The organism is Flavisphingomonas formosensis (assembly GCF_009755815.1).
Lineage (GTDB): Bacteria > Pseudomonadota > Alphaproteobacteria > Sphingomonadales > Sphingomonadaceae > Flavisphingomonas > Flavisphingomonas formosensis.
The window spans coordinates 269274-285524 of record NZ_WRPK01000005.1 but is presented as its reverse complement, the minus strand read 5'-3'; the positions used below and the strand labels follow the sequence as shown (position 1 = coordinate 285524).

Genomic DNA, 16251 nt, shown 5'->3' with positions numbered 1-16251 from the left:
TGATGCCGATCGACCGGATCGCAAAAGACCGTGGTGGCAAAGGCCAGCCAAATCCTGCAACGAATTCGCCATATTGCCATCACCCTGCCGCCAGGATGGGCGGACTTGGCGTTGCCGCGCTATTCTGCCATGCAGAACGCTCTACAGGTGGATCGGAATTGTATTTTCAGCAATGTCACAAGTCAGCATTACCCACAGCGAAGGTGATTTCAGCTTTCGAACCTGGCCCTTCTACTGGCTGACGCGAGCGAGCGGACGCTATCTGCAGAATATGGAAGAGGCGCTGCGGCCGATCGGCCTCGACATTCCGCGCTGGCGCGTGCTCATGGTGCTGCACGAGGAAGAATGCGCGAGCGTAAGCGAAATTGCCGACCACGCCATCTCCAAGCTCTCGACAATGACCAAGATCGTCCAGCGCATGCAGGCGGATGGCCTCGTCATCTGCCGCCCGCGGGCGAGTGATGCCCGCGTAACCGAGGTGTTGCTGACGGAAGCCGGAAAGAAGGCCGGCGAAAAGGCCTGGCAGGCGGCCAACGGTGTCTATTCCCAGGCATTCAAATCGATGCGCAAGAGCGACATCGGCACGCTGAACCGCCTGCTGGAGCAGCTTGCGACCAAATTGGCCGGCGATGGGCCGGCCGGGGCCGAGTAATTTAGCGATCAGAAATTGGTGTCCGATCCGGCGCCCTTGGCTCGATGCTGGCCGTAGCGCAGATTGTGCCGAGTTGCGCTGATCCTTATGGTCGTCTGAATGCTGGCAGAAGCTGCCACGCGCCATGTCTCATGCAGCGGGTAAGACGATCGACTTCACATCGTCGCAAAACCGATCCGCCGCTGCCAATATATGCGCTTTTCGGATATGAAGACTGCCGAATATAACAGCGGAATGAAAGCGCCGAGGATATCGACCAATATGACGGAGAATTAAGCTGCTATCCTCCTTTGTAAGATCGAAAATATTCGTTTAAATATTGCCCTGCGTCCTTCCGTCAAACCGATTGACTGTCGTTCCGCAGTCGCGAGAAGCAGATATGCGGCAATCAGATCGGGGAAGGATAGTTGGACCCAATGGCAAAAGCCAAATGCCCTGGCCACTTCTTCAGCAGTCCCGCAATGTTCAAATCGATGTAGCAGGGAGAAGCAATTAAGATCCGTAATGATATGTCAGCCGCCGCACTTTCGGGGGCACTCGATCACGCCGCTCTTCGTGTCCGCGGGGATCGGCAGGAAAGCGATTCTCGTTCACAATTCGGACACATCGTTCTGCTTGCATTCAGCTTGGGTCGCTGACAGAAGCGGCGCCTTCCCCCTACCCTTCGATGGAGCTTCATTAAATGGACGAAACCCTTCTCACACTGACGGTCGACATCGTTTCGGCGCATGTGAGCAAGAACAGCGTGGCGACGACCGACCTGCCCGCGTTGATCAGCAGCGTGCATGCTTCGCTCTCCGCCCTCGGCAAGCCGGCCGAGCCTGAGCCCGAGGTTTTGGCTCCGGCCGTCTCGGTGCGTTCATCGGTGAAGCCCGATTACATCGTCTGCCTGGAAGACGGGAAGAAGCTGAAGATGCTGAAGCGGCATCTGATGACCCATTATCAGATGACGCCGGATCAGTATCGGGCGAAGTGGAAGCTGCCGGCGGACTATCCGATGGTGGCGCCTAACTATGCCGATCAGCGCAAGGCACTGGCGATCAAGATCGGTCTCGGCCGCAAACCAAAGGCAAGCGAGCCCGCCCCGGCCCCGGCCAAAGCGGCCCGCAAGCCGCGCACGAAGAAGACCGCCAGCGACGCGAAGGCTGCCGCCGCCGCGCATCTCAGCGGAAACTGAGCGCAGGCGCAGCCGCCCGGCGATGGGCGGCTGCACCTGGTTTCACCACTCCGGACCAGCCGGCGCAGCAACACCTTCCACCGGCCAATCCGGGCGTACATGTTGTTGCAGCGACTCGTGATGCCGCTTGGAGAGCAAGTGCGCAACGGCGGCGCTCTGCTGCCGGATATCGGGCACGGCCACGATTTCCCAGAAGGCGCCGCGGGTCATCGGCCCCAGTACGAACAAGCGCGGATTGGCACGCCCCCGCGCATCAATCGCCTCTCCTGCCGCATTGACGTCGATACCGAGGCCATGTGGATCCGGACGGATGTGGCCCGCCGCCAGCAGCAGTCGCAGAAGCGGCTCCTTGGCCTGCACTATGTCCCCGCGTGGCCCCGTGCAGTTCACCACCCTGCCAAAACGCCCGCCGCCGGTGCGACCGCTGCCGCGCTCGCGCCATTCGATCGAGATGCCACCCTGCGGATGGGCGCTCACGCCGGTCAGGCGTCCCGCCACGACCTCCAGCCTGCCCGCGCCGCGGAGGGCCGCGATCCGATCGGCGATACGCGGTGCCAGCCGATGGCGATGAATGTCCCACCATGGCCTGACATGGCGCAGAAAACGGGCCTGCTCCACGCGAGAGGCCGCTATCCACATCGCCTGGGTGTGCGGACGCAGTTCGTCGACGGCCGCACGCCAGCCGATTTCGGCCGCCCGCCGGCGCACGCTGCGTAGGAGCGCAGCGCCCGTATCACGCGGCCGCTCCGCCAGCGGAGCATGCTGCGGCCCGGGCTCAGCCGCATGAGCGAGCGGAAGCAGCCCACGCCGGGATAGCGCCACGATGCGTCCGCGAAAGCCACGTGCATCCAGCATCAGCACGGTATCGACCATCGACAGGCCGGTACCCATCACCAGGACCGCTTGCCCATCCGACAGGCCCTCGCCCGCGCCGGCCGCCCAGGGATCCTTCACATAGCTACCGGGAGGCATCATCGTCGGATCGATCCCCGGCGGATCGTGCGGAGAGAGGTTGCCCACCGCGAGTATGACGACATCCGCTCCGATCAGCGTACCGTCGTCCAGCATCACCTGTGTTCCGTCGGCGGCGATATCGACATCGACCGCAGCCGATCGATAGGTGGCGAGACGACCGACGGCCGAACGCTCTGCCTCTTCGAGCAGCGCGGCGAGATAGTCGCCATACTCCGCGCGGGACGCGAATCCCTGCGGGGCTCCGCCGTCGCGCGCGCCGAGCCAACGGGAGAAATGCGTGGCATCGTCCGGAAAGGCGCTCATGTTCGAGGCGCGTACGTTGAGCAGCAGGTCCGGATGGCTGGTCGAATAGGCGATGCCCCTGCCAAAGGCGTGGCTCCGCTCCACCAGCCCGACCGAAAAACCTTGACGCAGCAGGTTGACCGCCAGCAGCGTGCCGGAAAAGCCCGCCCCGATGATGACGGCACGCCCAGCGGACCGATGCATTCGATCCTTCTCCCTCTCTGAATTGCGCTGCCATCGCCGCAACGCGCCGACGGGACCGGGACGTGCTAGGGGATAAGTCCTATATAGTCTACGTTTTTAATAGGTATTAAGATGACGCTTAAGGGATACTGCTTCCGGCGGTTTCCCGACGATCGCGCCCGTGCTTGAAGATGGCCGGAATCGAACACCGGGCAACGCGCCTCCGTTATCTCGTGCATCGTTGACGCCCGGACGAAATGCCACTCTGGAGCCGACGGGTGCGTTGAGGCATTGCCGAGCGCAGGAATCATTGTCTGCCGGAGGTCGCCGATGTTCATCGCCATGAATCGCTTTCAGGTCATTCGGGGAGAAGAGAAGGCGTTCGAGGAAGTCTGGCTCTCGCGCGACACGCATCTCGCCGGCGTTCCGGGCTTTGTCGAATTCCATCTCCTGCGCGGCGATCCGCAGGACGATCATACCCTCTATTCCTCGCACAGCATCTGGCGTTCAAGGGCCGACTTCGAAGCGTGGACCCGTTCCGACGCCTTTCGCGAAGCGCACAGGAACGCCGGCTCGAACAAACCGCTCTATCTCGGCCATCCCCGCTTCGAGGGATTCGAATCCATTCAGACGGTGAAGGGCGGCTGAGGCCGCTCCTTCCCGCCCTTGCCTATCGAACGATGCCGATGCCGAAACGAAGCCGGGTGGTCCGCCGATCATAGTCGAGCAGATTTTCCCCGTAGCCTGCAAAAGCCTGGCCGAAGAGATAGAGATTGAGGCTCGTGTCGATGATCCGGTCCAGCGGATAGGAAAGCTCCCCATCGATCGCGCCCTTGCCCGACGAGGCGTTGAAACGGACATTGGTGGTCAGGCGCAGTCCATCGTCGCGGCCGATCTCCGCGAACAACGACGTGGCGCCGCGATAGCGCCGTATGTCGGGATTGTCCGAAAGATCGCCGACATAGAAGGATAGATGCGGCCCCAGCGACAGCGTGTAGCCGCCGAGCGGAATGGTCGCGACCGGCTGGACATAGAGGGTGTTCGCGCTTCGCGAGGCCACGCCGTCACGCCCGTTGGATTCGTGGCGAAACCCGATCTGGCCGCCCAGCGCGACCCGGTCGCCCAGCGGGATCGGGGGCACCAGGTAGAACAGCTCCGGCATATAATCGATGTTGCGGAAAGGTGACGACTCCGCCCCCAGATCCCAGAACATCCGTTGCGTATAGCCGAAATGAATGCCGTTGAGGAACGGCGCGCCGCGGCCGACCTCTCCCGCCCGTCCGAAGAGCTGATATTTGAAGCTGATCTGGATCTTGGCCTCGCTGTCGGTACCGGGGCCATAGACCGCGTATATCGGCGCATAGGCCGAAATATTGCCGAGATAGGCGTTGCCCGGATTCGGCTTCGCCGCTCGCCTCGTGGCTTCATTGCCATCGGTGGCCGGCAGGGCCGGCGCCCGGCTGCGCTCTGGTTGCCGCCGCTCCTCGGCCAGGATCGGAGCGTCCGGCAGGGAAAAGGCGTAGCCCAAGCCCGTCAAACCTGGGAGAGCGAGGGTAGCCGCTTCACCGCCCACACCATCGGCCGGAAGCGACAGGCGATAGGACGTCTCGACAAAGCCTCCCGGCGCGATCGGCTCGCGCGCCACCGGGCTCAGCCGGTCCATCGTTACCGCCATCCGCCGGCCGGAGACGATGAGCTCGCCCGACAGCCGATCCGGTGCTCCCTCCCGCGCGCGGCGATCGGGATTGAGAATCACGATGGTGACGATCAGGGTGGACGGATCTCGATCCGGCCGGATGTCACGAACCAAGATGGCTCCTTTATCGGCCTGCCCGTGCGCCTGCGTGGCGATGAGCATGCCGGATAGAAGGGCGATTGCCGGATATAATCGCATTTTCTCTCTCGCTGCTCGTCGCTCGGATAACCTAGCCTCCGACAAAAGCAGATGCTTTCCTCAGATGCGATCCACCATCGATCCATGATGCGTCGCATGGGGTGCTTGCGCCATCCCGGCGCGAAGCCCGCACTTGGCGATCAAGGCCGCCGCTGTCAGGACCCGGACGCCGTGTCAGCCGGCCAAACCCCGTTGGCACGACGTTCCGCCGGCTCGTAGCGGATGATCCATTTCGGATAACCCTCCGGCGCCAGGATGATGTCGGGAAAGGCGACGGGATCCTCGCCCGTCTCGATCCAGCCGAAGCCGGAGCAATAATCGCAGATCGCCCGCTTGCAGCGGAAGCTGACGAGATCGATCTCGACATTCCACTGCCCATGGCCACCGCAGACCGGGCAGCGCGCATCCAGCGCGCCGTTGCGCGGCTGCAGCGGAACGATATCGAAGGCATGGGCGCTGTCCGGCCCCTTGCAGGTCACGATATCGTCGGCATGGGCCATCCATCATCTCCGCTCCGGGCCAGACCGGGCTGTCCAGCCGAAAGCGTCCGAAGCTGATGCCGGTTCCATGGCGAGCGCCGTCCACCGATCCCCCGCAGAGGTTCAGCGCATGTAGAGGCCGCCGTTGACGTCCCAGGTCGCACCGGTGGTGAAACCCGCCTCGCGCGAGCCGAGCTTGACCACCAGGTCGGCGATGAAGGCGGGATCGCCGAGCGTGCCGACGGGGATGGTCTGCTTAACCGCCTCCAGCTTCTCGGGCGAGAGCAGCGCACGAACCGACGGCAGGTCGAGCGGCCCCGGCGCGATGGCGTTCACGGTGATGCCGAACGGTGCGAGATCGCGTGCGAACACCTTGGTGAGCGTCAGCACGCCGCCCTTCGACGCGGCATAATGCGCGCCCGTCGCCGATCCGCCATTCTGGCCGGCGAGCGAGGCGATGTTGACGATCCGCCCATAGCCGCGCTCCCTGAAATGGCGGCCGAGCACCTGGCAGCCAACGAAGGTGCCGCGCAGATTGACGGCCAGCACCGCGTCGAACTCGTCGGGCGTAATTTCCAGCACCGGCTTCACCACGGTGACCACGGCATTGTTGACGAGCAGCTCGATCGAGCCCCAGCGCGCGATCATGGCATCGCATACCGCCTCGAACGCGGCCTGATCGCGAACGTCGAGCTGCGCGCCGAACGCGGTCTCGCCCGCGGGGTCCAGCGTCGCGGCGAGCGCGCCGGCCGCCGCCTCGTCGACGTCGGTGATCGCGACGCGGTAGCCGGCGGCGTGGAGCGCCGTGGCGATGGCGGCGCCGAGCCCCTGCGAGGCGCCGGTGACGAGGGCCGTGTCCGCCATCAGAATAGATAGCCTATGCCGTGGAGCGTATCGTCCGAATTGATCAGCGTGACGACCTTGCGATCGAGCAGCAGCCGCTCCCCCTCCCGCACGAGACGATAGGTGACATCCGCGGCCAGGGTGCGCGTGCGGGTATATTTATACTCGACGATGATCTGCGCGGCGCGCAGGACGAGAGCGCCGGGCTCGCTCGTCTCCACCACGAAGCGTGAGACGGTGCGCACCGTGCGCGCGGGCGGCGCGGAAGACATGGAGAAGCCGCTGCGCAGCCGCTTCACCCGCGCCTCGCGCATCTCGCCATCGTCATAGGCGATGTTGAGCACGGCGGCATAATCGTCCGCATCGCGCTCGATCGGGATGATGTAGCGCCCGTCCTCGGTCCACAGCGCGAGCCAGGGCAGATAATCGTGACGATCGAGCAGCTCCGCCTCGGCCCAGACGAAAGCCTGTGCCTCGACGAGGCCGATCGGGGCGAGATCGGCGGATGCCGGGTTTCGGGTCTCGGTCAGCGTCGTCATACCGCCATCATCCTCTTCCACATCTGATAGGCCGCGCGCATGCCGGTCTCCGCGCTGACGTCGCCGGCATTATGCCCGGGCGCGGCGCGGCCCTCCGGCGCCTCGACGCCGCGGTTGAGCATGATCCAGAGATCGTCGCCGGCCTGGGCGCCGCGCTGGACGCGTTCCCAGCCCTCCGCATCGTCCGGCGTGCCGAAGCCCATCGGCCCCTGGAAATGCTCGTGCAGTCGCATCCGCATGCGATTGCCCGCCTCCGGGCCGCCGTCCATGCCGATCGCGATATGCTGGATCTCGGTCTCCTCGACCGAGATCGGCCGGAGCACGCGGAAGAAGGCCATGGAGCAGGCGACGTTGGGAAAGAGGTTGAGGTTGAAGCCCGATCCGCCGACGGCCCGCACGATGCGGCGCACCTGATCGTCGGCATGGCCCTCCGCCGCCAGCTCGGCCGCGAGATCGGCGAACCGCTCGGGGATCGGCGCGTGGAGATTGTCCTCCAGATCGATCAGATCGGGGATCATCACCATCACGCTGTGGCCGTTGCCGAGATCCTCCACCCAGCCGCCCTGGCCGAGCACGTCCATGAGATTTTCCGTCTCCTCGTCGAGCGAGCTCAGGAAGGTCTTGTGGACGATCGGGAAATGATAGGCGTCGGTGGTGTTCTCGAGCTGGATCTTCCAGTTTCCCGGAAAACGGAAGCGATGCTCGCCGAGCGCCTTGACGCCGAATCCGGCGCCCTGCTTCATGAACAGATCGATCCATTTGCGTGCCGGGCCGAGATATTCGGCCAGCGGCTGGATGTCCTCGCGGAAGGTTGCGAAGATCATGCCGTTATAGTCTTCGGTCCGGAGCGAGACGAGCGAGAATTCCGCCTTGTCGAAATCGTCCCGATAGCCCTCGGCATAGGGCACTTTCCGCAGGCTGCCGTCCACATTGTAGCTCCAGCCATGATAGGGGCAGACGAACACGCTCGACTTGCCCTTCCTGGCTTCGCAGATGCTCGCGGCACGATGGCGGCAACGGTTGAGCAGGACATGCACCTGCCCGTCCTTGTCGCGCGTCACGATCACCGGCTGGCGGCCGACATAGCTGGTCTTGTAACTGTTCCTGTCCGCGATCTCGCTGGCATGGGCGACCCACACCCAGCTATTCTTGAAGATCCGGTCCATCTCCGCCTCGAAGATGGCGGCATCGCGATAAAGGCTGGTGTGGACGCGATCGTCCCTTACCAGCGCGGCATAATCCTCAACGGCGACATCAGTCATGTCGGCCTCCTTGGTTGTCGGAAGGGGGGCTGTCGGATGAAGGAACCGGCACGGGCGCGGGATCGTCCCAGCGATCGACCGGTCGGCTGAACAAGTTGGTCGTTCGGAAATGCGCGATGCGCCAAAGGCCGTCCTCCAGCGCGAAATCGATCTCGAGCTCCGCACTGCGCAGGTCGGAAGCGCCGCTGGCATAGGTGGAGGCTTGCAGCATCATCCAGCGCCCCACCGCCCGCTCGCCGTCGACCGCGATCGTCTCCGAGGCGAGATAATGGGCGTTGAAGGTGAAATGCGGCGGCGGCCCTCGATAGCTCCCGAGCATCGCGACGATCGCATCCCGCCCTTCGTGCCGCCCGAAGGCGGAGGCATAGCGCGATCCCCGCCCCTCCCACCGCGCATCGCGGCAGAAGAGCGCGCCGAGCGCGTCCATCGGCGTCTCCGCGTCCAGCCGGTCGCACAGCCGCATATAATCGGCCATCACCCGCCGGATGGCATTCTCCGCCTCCAGCCGATCGAGGCGAGCGAGGACGGAAGCGAGGTCGGACAAGCTCATCGTCTCCCCTCCCCTGTCTTCATCCTCCCCCGAAGGGGGAGGGGGACCGCGCGCAGCGCGGGGGAGGGGCAAGTCGGGTGAAGAATGTGATGCCGCTCAGTTGGGACGGCGCGGGAGCCCCTCCACCACCCTCCGGGCGGTCCCCCTCCCCCGTTGGGGGAGGATGAGAGGACTAATTCCACCCCCATCATTGCGGGATCACGAGCTCGCGGCCGATGCGCGCCTCGACGCGCATATATTTCCACAGCCGATACTCGCCCACCGCGATGGTGCGGAACAGGTTGCACGCCTCCACCACCGTCTGCCGGTCGGGCACGTCGGCGAGGACGTAGAAGGTCCAGGGCCAGCCATTGGGCGAGGTGCCGACCATCGTCTGATCGTCGTCGATCGTACCGAGGATCTCGACGCCCGGTAGGTCGCGGATGCCCTTCAGCATCTCGCCGGTCGCCTGCCAGACCGCGCCGATCTCGCTTGCGGGCAGATCGAAGAAATTCTGGAGAACGGCGCCGCAGAACAGCACGCGCAGCTTGGCTTGGGGGGCAGTGGCCATGGGTCAGATCCTCTCAGGGGAAGCCGGCGGGAGCATCGAGGCCAAGCAGCACGCGGCCGGCATTCTGCCAGGTGCTGTCTGCCAGGAAGGCATGCTGCGGGACGATCATCGCATCCTGCAGATACTGGGCGATGGGATGCGACGCGAAGACGCCAGTCGTGCCCATCAGGCGATAGACGGTCTGCGCCACGTCCGCGCCGACGCGCGCCGCATTGGTAGACGCGAGGCGCAGCAGCGCGCGCGTCTCCACCGACAGCGGATCGCCAGCGACGAGCGTTGCATAGGCCTCGTCGGTGATCTCGTAGAAGAAGGCACGGGCCGAGCGTAATGCCGCCTCCGCCTTGGCGAGATCGGACTGGACATAGGCACGGTCCGCCATGGTCGGCTGGCCGGTTATCGAGGTGCGGCCGCCGGCGATGCCGATCAGCTCGTCGATCGCCGCGCGCGCCACACCGAGGCCGACGACCGCCAGCACCTGCGCCGCGAGCGGCATGGACGGATATTGGTAGAGCGGGGTATCCAGGCTCGAGGCGCCGCCGCGCACGAAGGTCCACTCCTCCGGCACAACGACCTTATCGACTACCATATCGTGGCTGCCCGTGCCCTTGAGGCCGATCACGTCCCAATTGGGGGCGATCTGCACCTTATCGGCCGGCATCACGGCGATCAGCGGGAGGCCGCCGGTCGAGCCGCCGCCCTCCACCTTGATGCCGACTCCGATCAGGTCCGCGCCGGTGCTGCCGCTGCCCCAGCTCCAGCGGCCCGAGACCTCGAGCCCGCCGTCTACCGGCACCGCCTTCTGCGGCGGGAAGATGCCGCCGGCGAAGATCACGTCCGGTCCATCGGCGTACATTTTTTCCAGCGTCGCGACCGGCAGGGCGGAGAGATAGACCGCCGAAAAGCCGAAGCTCGCCACCCAGCCGGTCGATCCGTCGGCGATCGAGATACGCTCGATCAGCCGCAGGAAATCGGACGGGCTCATCTCGTCCCCGCCGAAGCGCCGCGCGACCAGCGCGCGGTAGACTCCGGCCTCGCGCAGCAGATCGACCACGTCCGCGCTGATCTGCTGCTGCGCACCGAATTCCGCCCGGCGCGCCCGCGCCTGGACGAGCAGCGCCACCAGCGCCTTTTCCCGATCGGGTCCGGCGGTCGCCTCACGTGTCGCGACCGCGTCGAGGACAGCCATCATCTTCCTCCTTCGATGCCGAGTTGGTCGGCCATCCACTGGCCTATGGCGCACAGCGCCTCGTCCGCGCCCCGGCGCCCGATCAGCTGCAGGCCGACAGGCAGTCCCGACGCCGTCTCTAGCGGAATGGTGAGCGCCGGATGACCCGACAGGTTGAACGGCCGGACGAGCCGGGTCAGCGGAATCACCGCGGCTGCGTCCGCTGCGTCCTCCAACCGGGGCGGCAGGATCGGCAAGGTCGGCAGCACGAGCGCATCGACCTCGGCCAGCGCCGCGTCCACCTCCTGCGCGAAACGCACCCGCACCGCTTCCGCGGCAGTCAGCGCATCCGGCGTTATCTTGCCCGCCCCGATCAACCGCGCACGGACGTCCTCGCCCAGCCCGGGATCGTCGACATAATGACCGAAAGCTGCAAAGGTCTCCGCGGCGATGATCGCCAGCCCTGCCTCATAGGCGGCAACGAAGGAGGCCAGCGGGGCGGCCTGCTGCGCCGCGCCCGAGCGCTCCAATGCAGTCGCGACCGTCGCCAGCACCTCGGCATCACCTTCCACCGGCACAACACCGAGCCGCGGCGTTTCGGAACGGGATAAGGCCGTGAAATCCGGATCCATCATCGTCATCGCCGCGAGGATGTGCGCCATGTCGCGGGCGAAAGGGCCGACGCAGTCGAGGCTGGTGCCGTCCGGCACGACGCCGACGCGGCTCAGCCGCCCGAAGCTGGGTTTCAGCCCGAACACCCCGCAGCAGGCTGCGGGAACGCGAACCGATCCGCCCGTATCTGTGCCGATGCCGATCTCGGCCAGGCCTGCGGCGACCGCGGCAGCCGAGCCGCTGGACGAGCCGCCGGGAATGCGGCCAGGATATTTCGGATTGCGCGCCGTGCCCCGGAAAGCGTTCACGCCGGTCACGCCATAGGCGAACTCGTGCATATTGGCTTTGCCGACGATATGCGCGCCGCCGTCGAGCAGGCGCTGCACCACGAGCGCATGACGCGCGGCGGGTGGCTCATCGGCGAGCACCTTGCTGCCGCAGCCAGTGACGGTGCCGGCGACGTCGATCGAATCCTTGATCACGACGGTCGGACCGTCGCGGTCTCCCAGGGAGAGGGGTTGAACCAGTATCGCGTCCATCCACACGCCTCTTCTGCGGGCGATCCATGTCGCCTGATGACCAAGGGCTAAGCGACGATACGTGAATAGTCAACTATTCTTATGCGAAAAACGGAGGGCTTTCAGAGTGCCTCGTCGAAGCTTTTGCAAGACTTTTGATAAATCGCGCGAGAGCGTCTTCAACCATCGTTCCGGCGAAGGCTGGGACTCTCAAAATCGTGCGTTTCTAATGACATGCAACCACCCTGCGGACGGGATTGTGCCAGCGGAACACCCGCACGGCCTCGGTAAACTCCGACGCGCACTCCACGCTGGAGAGGTGCGCCGCCGGCAGCACGATGAGGCTTGCGTCGGGGATTCCCTCGACCAGCGCCTCGGAATGGTCGAGCGGCGTCGCCGGATCGTGGCTGCCTGCGATCACCAGCGTCGGCGTCGCGATCAATGGCAGATAGCGGCGCATGTCCATGTCGCGAATCGCCGCGCAGCAGCCGGCATAGCCATGCGGCCGGGTGGCCAGCAGCATCGCCCGCACGGGCGCGACCGCATCCGGCGCCCGTTCCTGAAACTCGGGCGTGAACCAGCGTTCGAGCACGGCATCGGTCATCGCAGCCATGCCGTCCGCCAGCACGGTGCGGATGCGCGCGTCCCAGCCGCTCGGCGGCCCCATATAGGAGGAGGTGTTGCACAGGATCAGCCGGTCAAGCCGTTCTGACGCTCGCAGCCCCATCCACTGGCCGACCATGCCGCCTTTGGAGAGACCGCAGAAGGTGACGCGATCGATCGCCAGCGCATCGAGCAGTTCGACCACGTCGCGGCCGAGCCTGTCGATCGAATAGGCGCCCGTCGGTGCATCGGACGCGCCATGGCCGCGGCTGTCATAGCGCAGCACGCAAAAATCGCGGGTCAGCGCGGCCATTTGCGGTTCCCACATCGCCATAGCGGTGCCGAGCGAGTTGGACAGCAGAAGAACCGGTGCATCGGCCGGTCCGTCGAAACGATAGGCGATACGGCAACCATCACCGGTGAGGATCGTGTCGGTCATGGATGGTCCTCGGGAAGGAGGTGCAGCATCCCACCAAAGCCTCATGCTGACGAACGTCGGCATCAGGTCTGGAGTTTTGCTCGCCTTCAGGTGATCACGCTATCGGCGGGACACGCGGGCGGGCGTGGAGTTCGCCTTCCGCCTCCGAACGGGCCTTCACCAGCGTGAAGCCGAAATCGATCTCCGCAAACGGCGTGTTGAGCCCTTCGGCGCGGATCGCCTCGGCATCCTCGTGTCGGACGACATCGGGGATCAGGCCTTCGCGCGTCGCCTGGGCGAAATCGTCGTAAAGGAACGGATCGCCGGCGATGTTGATCTGCGTCGTCAGATGGCGGTAGCCGGGCGCGGACACGAAGAAGTGGATATGCGCCGGCCGGTTGCCGTGACGGCCGACCGAACCCAGCAGCCGCTCCGTGGTGCCCTGCGGCGGCACGGCATAGCCTGACGGCACGATGCTGTGGAATTTGTACTTGCCCTCGGCGTCGGTCTCGATCCGGCGACGGTTGTTGTAGTCCGTCTGGGATTTGTCGAAATAGCTGTAATTGCCCAGCGTGTTGGCGTGCCACACGTCCACGATCGCGCCCGCGACGGGCTGGCCGTCCTGATCGGTGACGCGGCCGTGCATGACCAGCACTTCACCCTTGTCCGTGCCGTCGTCGAGCCGCGCGAAGCCCTTGGCAAGCGGTGCGCCCGGCACGTAGAGCGGGCCCTCGATGGTACGCGGCGTGCCGCCCTCGATGCCGGCGGCCTTGTCCGCCTCGTCCATGCGGATGTCGAGGAAGTGATCGAAGCCGAGGCCCGGCGCGATCAGGCCGAACTCCATAGCGCCCTGCTGCAGGAAACCCAGCGTGCCCCAGAATTCGTCCGGCGTGATGTCGAATTCGTCGATCGTCGTATAGAGATCGGAAACTATGCGCCGGACGATCTGCTTGGTGCGCGGATCGCCGCCCCCGACGGTGAGGCCGCTCACGCGATCGAGCAGCTTTTGGATTTCCGGGGTCTGAACCAGTCTAGAAGCCATGAAGATCTCTCCTTGAGATTGTGAGCCGTCTCAGCGGTCGTCGTCGTGGATGGACGAGGGATGACGGCACAGCGCCGTCACGCGAACGTCCATGAAAGGATAGAGCGGCAAGCCGGTCAGAATGTCGTGAAGCTCGGCATTGCTCGCAACGTCGAAGATACTGACGTTCGCATATTGGCCCACTACCCGCCAGATGTGGCGCCAGATGCCGGCGCGCTGCAGCTCCTGGAAACGCATCTTCTCGGCCAGCTTCAGCGCCTCGAATTTTTCCGTATCGAAGCCGAGTGGTACCTTCACATCCATTTCAACCTGGAACAGCATCGGTCATGTCCTCTGGCTTGCAGCGATACTTATGGTCGGCCGATCGGCGCGGTCACGCCGCAGATGGGCGACACGCTCTTCGTCGAGCGCGATGCCGAGGCCGGGGCCGGACGGCACGGCCAGGGCGAAATCGCCATAGCCGAGCGGCTCGGCCAATATCTCCTCGGTGAGCAGCAGCGGCCCGAACAGCTCGGTGCCGAAAGCGAGCGCCGGAAAGGTGGCGAAGACATGTGCCGAGGCGATGGTACCGACGCCGGCCTCCAGCATCGTTCCGCCATAAAGGGCGACGCCCGCTGCATCGGCAATCGCCTGAACCCGCTTGGCCGCGAACAGCCCGCCGGATTGTTCGATCTTCACCGCGAACACGTCCGCCGCCGCCCGCGCGGCGAAGTCATAGGCATCCTCGGGTCCGCGCAGCGCCTCGTCGGCCATGATCGGGATGCGTGAACGCGCCGCGAGGCGGGCCATGCCTGCACGATTGTGGCGAACGATCGGCTGCTCGACGAGATCGCAGCCGGCGTCGGCGAGCATGTCGATCCCGCGCCGCGCGCTCGTCTCGTCCCAGGCCATGTTGACGTCGACGCGGATCGAGGCGCGCGCGCCGAGCGCCTTCTTGATCGCCGCAACATGAGCGACGTCGTCGGCCACTGATCGTTTGCCGATCTTGAGCTTGAAGGCGTTGTGCCGCCGCCGGTCGATCATCTCCTCGGCCTCGGCGATGTCCTTGCCGGTATCGCCGCTGGCCAGCGTCCACAGCACCGGCACGCTGTCGCGCACCCGCCCACCGAGCAATTCGCTGACCGGCAGCCCGACCCGCTTGCCGAGCGCATCGAGCAACGCCGTCTCGACCGCGCATTTCGCGAAATGATTGCCGACGATCTGCCTGGCGAGCGCAGCCATCGCCGCGGCGGGCCGATTCGCATCGCAAGTGAGCAGCACGGGCGCGAAATAGGTGTCGATCGCGAGCTTGATGCCTTCGGGGCTCTCCTCGCCATAAGCAAGGCCGCCGATCGTCGTCGCCTCGCCGATGCCGACCGTGCCGTCCGCGCAGCGGATGCGCACGAGGCACAGTGTCTGGCGGTACATCGTCGCCATCGCCAGGACGTGCGGCCGCACCGTCGGCACGTCGACGATCAGCGTCTCGACCTGTTCGATGCGAGTCATCGGCTCTCCATATCCTTCATGTCTTCAAGACTGGATATTCCTCGAAATCGGCAAAAGGAAAGACCTATTCGGTCCACAGCATACCTGTTAGGTATCGAACATGGAGCTACGTCACCTGCGCTACTTCGTCGCCGTGGCAACCGAGCGCAATTTCACCCGCGCGGCCCAATGGCTGGGCATCGCCCAGCCGCCGCTCAGCCGCCAGATCCGCGAGCTGGAGGAGGAGCTGGGGGCGCCGTTGTTCGTCCGCGCCAGCCGGCCCGTCGCGCTCACCGAGGCTGGACGCCTTCTGCTCGATCACGCGACGCGCGTGCTCGCCGGCGTCGATCAGCTGCGCGCCGAGATCCGCCGACTGGTCGCTGGGGAAAGGCGGCGCTTCGTGATCGGTTTCGTCGGGTCGACCATCTATGGACCCGTGCCGCTGCTGATCCGCCGGTTCCGCGAGGCCGCGCCGGAAATCGACGTCGAGCTGATCGAAATGAACACGCTGGTCCAGATGAAGGCGCTGGAGGATGGCCGTATCGACGCCGGCTTCGGCCGCCTCCTCTTCGAGAATGCGGCGATCGCCCGGCGGGTGATCGAGCAGGAGCCGCTCGTCGCCGTCCTCCCGCTCGGCCATCCGCTCGCCGCTACCGGCGATCCCGTCGCCCTCGCCCGCCTGATCGAGGAGACGCTGATCCTTTATCCGAACGATCCCCGGCCGAGCTATGCCGACCAGCTTCTCGCCATCTTCCGCGCCCATGATCTGATGCCCAAGCGCGTGCGCGAGGTGCGCGAGCTGCAGACCGGCCTCGGCCTCGTCGCAGCGCATGCCGGCATCTGCATCGTGCCGCAGTCAGTGCAGCGTCTCGGGCGCGACGACATCGTCTATCGGCCGCTGGCCGAACCGGATGCCGTCTCGCCGATCATCCTGAGCTGGCGCGCGGCCGACGTGAGCGCGCAGATCCAGACGCTCGGCCGGATATGCAACGAACTCATGCGCGACGAAGTGGCCGTATAAAACCATCGCCCGCCTCTGCAGG

The 16251-nt window shown here is 65.2% G+C and carries 18 protein-coding genes; 4 read left to right on the top strand and 14 right to left on the bottom strand.

The annotated features are described in order from the left end of the window. Nucleotides 1–172 precede the first annotated feature (172 nt). Nucleotides 173–652 carry a MarR family winged helix-turn-helix transcriptional regulator gene (locus GQY20_RS15910; protein WP_157218089.1) on the top strand — a complete coding sequence of 160 codons (480 nt, stop codon included), beginning with the start codon at nucleotides 173–175 and terminating at the stop codon, nucleotides 650–652. A 682-nt stretch (nucleotides 653–1334) separates the two neighbouring features. After that, nucleotides 1335–1829, top strand: coding sequence for a MucR family transcriptional regulator (locus GQY20_RS15905; RefSeq protein WP_157218088.1), 495 nt, complete (start codon nucleotides 1335–1337; stop codon nucleotides 1827–1829). Nucleotides 1830–1871: 42 nt separating this feature from the next. On the opposite strand, the gene GQY20_RS15900 is transcribed toward GQY20_RS15905, so the two are convergent. Beyond that, the gene (locus GQY20_RS15900; protein ID WP_157218087.1) at nucleotides 1872–3290 is read right to left on the bottom strand and encodes an FAD/NAD(P)-binding protein; all 1419 of its coding nucleotides are present in this window, start codon (nucleotides 3288–3290) and stop codon (nucleotides 1872–1874) included. A gap of 309 nt (nucleotides 3291–3599) precedes the next feature. Between GQY20_RS15900 and GQY20_RS15895 the strand changes: the two genes are divergently transcribed. Continuing rightward, a complete protein-coding gene (locus GQY20_RS15895) occupies nucleotides 3600–3917 on the top strand; it encodes an antibiotic biosynthesis monooxygenase family protein (RefSeq protein ID WP_157218086.1) in 318 nt (105 codons plus the stop codon). Nucleotides 3918–3939: 22 nt separating this feature from the next. Here the strand turns inward: GQY20_RS15895 and GQY20_RS15890 are convergent, their stop codons facing one another. The 13 genes from GQY20_RS15890 to GQY20_RS15830 all read right to left on the bottom strand — a co-directional run bounded on the left by GQY20_RS15890 (nucleotide 3940) and on the right by GQY20_RS15830 (nucleotide 15229). Further along, nucleotides 3940–5079 (bottom strand): phospholipase A, encoded by a 1140-nt coding sequence (locus GQY20_RS15890; protein ID WP_232476077.1) that lies wholly within the window; start codon nucleotides 5077–5079, stop codon nucleotides 3940–3942. A 239-nt stretch (nucleotides 5080–5318) separates the two neighbouring features. Then, complete coding sequence (locus GQY20_RS15885) at nucleotides 5319–5663, bottom strand: hypothetical protein (RefSeq protein ID WP_157218085.1); 345 nt, start codon at nucleotides 5661–5663, stop codon at nucleotides 5319–5321. Nucleotides 5664–5765: 102 nt separating this feature from the next. Then, nucleotides 5766–6506: an SDR family NAD(P)-dependent oxidoreductase gene (locus GQY20_RS15880; RefSeq protein ID WP_157218084.1), complete on the bottom strand. Its 741-nt coding sequence runs from the start codon at nucleotides 6504–6506 to the stop codon at nucleotides 5766–5768. Continuing rightward, the gene (locus GQY20_RS15875) at nucleotides 6506–7024 is read right to left on the bottom strand and encodes an aromatic-ring-hydroxylating dioxygenase subunit beta (RefSeq protein WP_157218083.1); all 519 of its coding nucleotides are present in this window, start codon (nucleotides 7022–7024) and stop codon (nucleotides 6506–6508) included. The genes GQY20_RS15880 and GQY20_RS15875 overlap by 1 nt, the downstream gene beginning before the upstream one ends. Then, entirely contained in the window at nucleotides 7021–8286 is a 1266-nt protein-coding gene (locus GQY20_RS15870) for an aromatic ring-hydroxylating oxygenase subunit alpha (RefSeq protein WP_157218082.1), read from the bottom strand. Before GQY20_RS15870 ends, GQY20_RS15875 begins: the two co-directional genes overlap by 4 nt. Then, entirely contained in the window at nucleotides 8279–8836 is a 558-nt protein-coding gene (locus GQY20_RS15865) for a nuclear transport factor 2 family protein (protein WP_157218081.1), read from the bottom strand. Before GQY20_RS15865 ends, GQY20_RS15870 begins: the two co-directional genes overlap by 8 nt. A 187-nt stretch (nucleotides 8837–9023) precedes the next feature. Next, nucleotides 9024–9386 carry a hypothetical protein gene (locus GQY20_RS15860; protein ID WP_157218080.1) on the bottom strand — a complete coding sequence of 121 codons (363 nt, stop codon included), beginning with the start codon at nucleotides 9384–9386 and terminating at the stop codon, nucleotides 9024–9026. A gap of 13 nt (nucleotides 9387–9399) precedes the next feature. Next, nucleotides 9400–10572 carry an acyl-CoA dehydrogenase family protein gene (locus GQY20_RS15855; RefSeq protein ID WP_157218279.1) on the bottom strand — a complete coding sequence of 391 codons (1173 nt, stop codon included), beginning with the start codon at nucleotides 10570–10572 and terminating at the stop codon, nucleotides 9400–9402. Continuing rightward, entirely contained in the window at nucleotides 10572–11702 is a 1131-nt protein-coding gene (locus GQY20_RS15850; protein ID WP_157218079.1) for an amidase, read from the bottom strand. Before GQY20_RS15850 ends, GQY20_RS15855 begins: the two co-directional genes overlap by 1 nt. Before the next feature lie 205 nt (nucleotides 11703–11907). After that, nucleotides 11908–12723, bottom strand: a complete 816-nt coding sequence (pcaD, locus tag GQY20_RS15845) for a 3-oxoadipate enol-lactonase (RefSeq protein WP_157218078.1) — start codon at nucleotides 12721–12723, stop codon at nucleotides 11908–11910. A gap of 94 nt (nucleotides 12724–12817) precedes the next feature. Beyond that, nucleotides 12818–13744 carry a catechol 1,2-dioxygenase gene (gene catA / locus GQY20_RS15840; RefSeq protein WP_157218077.1) on the bottom strand — a complete coding sequence of 309 codons (927 nt, stop codon included), beginning with the start codon at nucleotides 13742–13744 and terminating at the stop codon, nucleotides 12818–12820. 30 nt (nucleotides 13745–13774) lie between these two features. Further along, on the bottom strand, nucleotides 13775–14065 hold the full coding sequence (gene catC, locus GQY20_RS15835) for a muconolactone Delta-isomerase (RefSeq protein WP_157218076.1): 291 nt from the start codon (nucleotides 14063–14065) through the stop codon (nucleotides 13775–13777). 3 nt (nucleotides 14066–14068) lie between these two features. After that, nucleotides 14069–15229: a muconate/chloromuconate family cycloisomerase gene (locus tag GQY20_RS15830; RefSeq protein ID WP_157218075.1), complete on the bottom strand. Its 1161-nt coding sequence runs from the start codon at nucleotides 15227–15229 to the stop codon at nucleotides 14069–14071. Between the two features lie 100 nt (nucleotides 15230–15329). On the opposite strand from GQY20_RS15830, the gene GQY20_RS15825 reads away from it, so the two are divergent. Further along, nucleotides 15330–16229: a LysR family transcriptional regulator gene (locus GQY20_RS15825; RefSeq protein ID WP_157218074.1), complete on the top strand. Its 900-nt coding sequence runs from the start codon at nucleotides 15330–15332 to the stop codon at nucleotides 16227–16229. Nucleotides 16230–16251 lie beyond the last annotated feature (22 nt).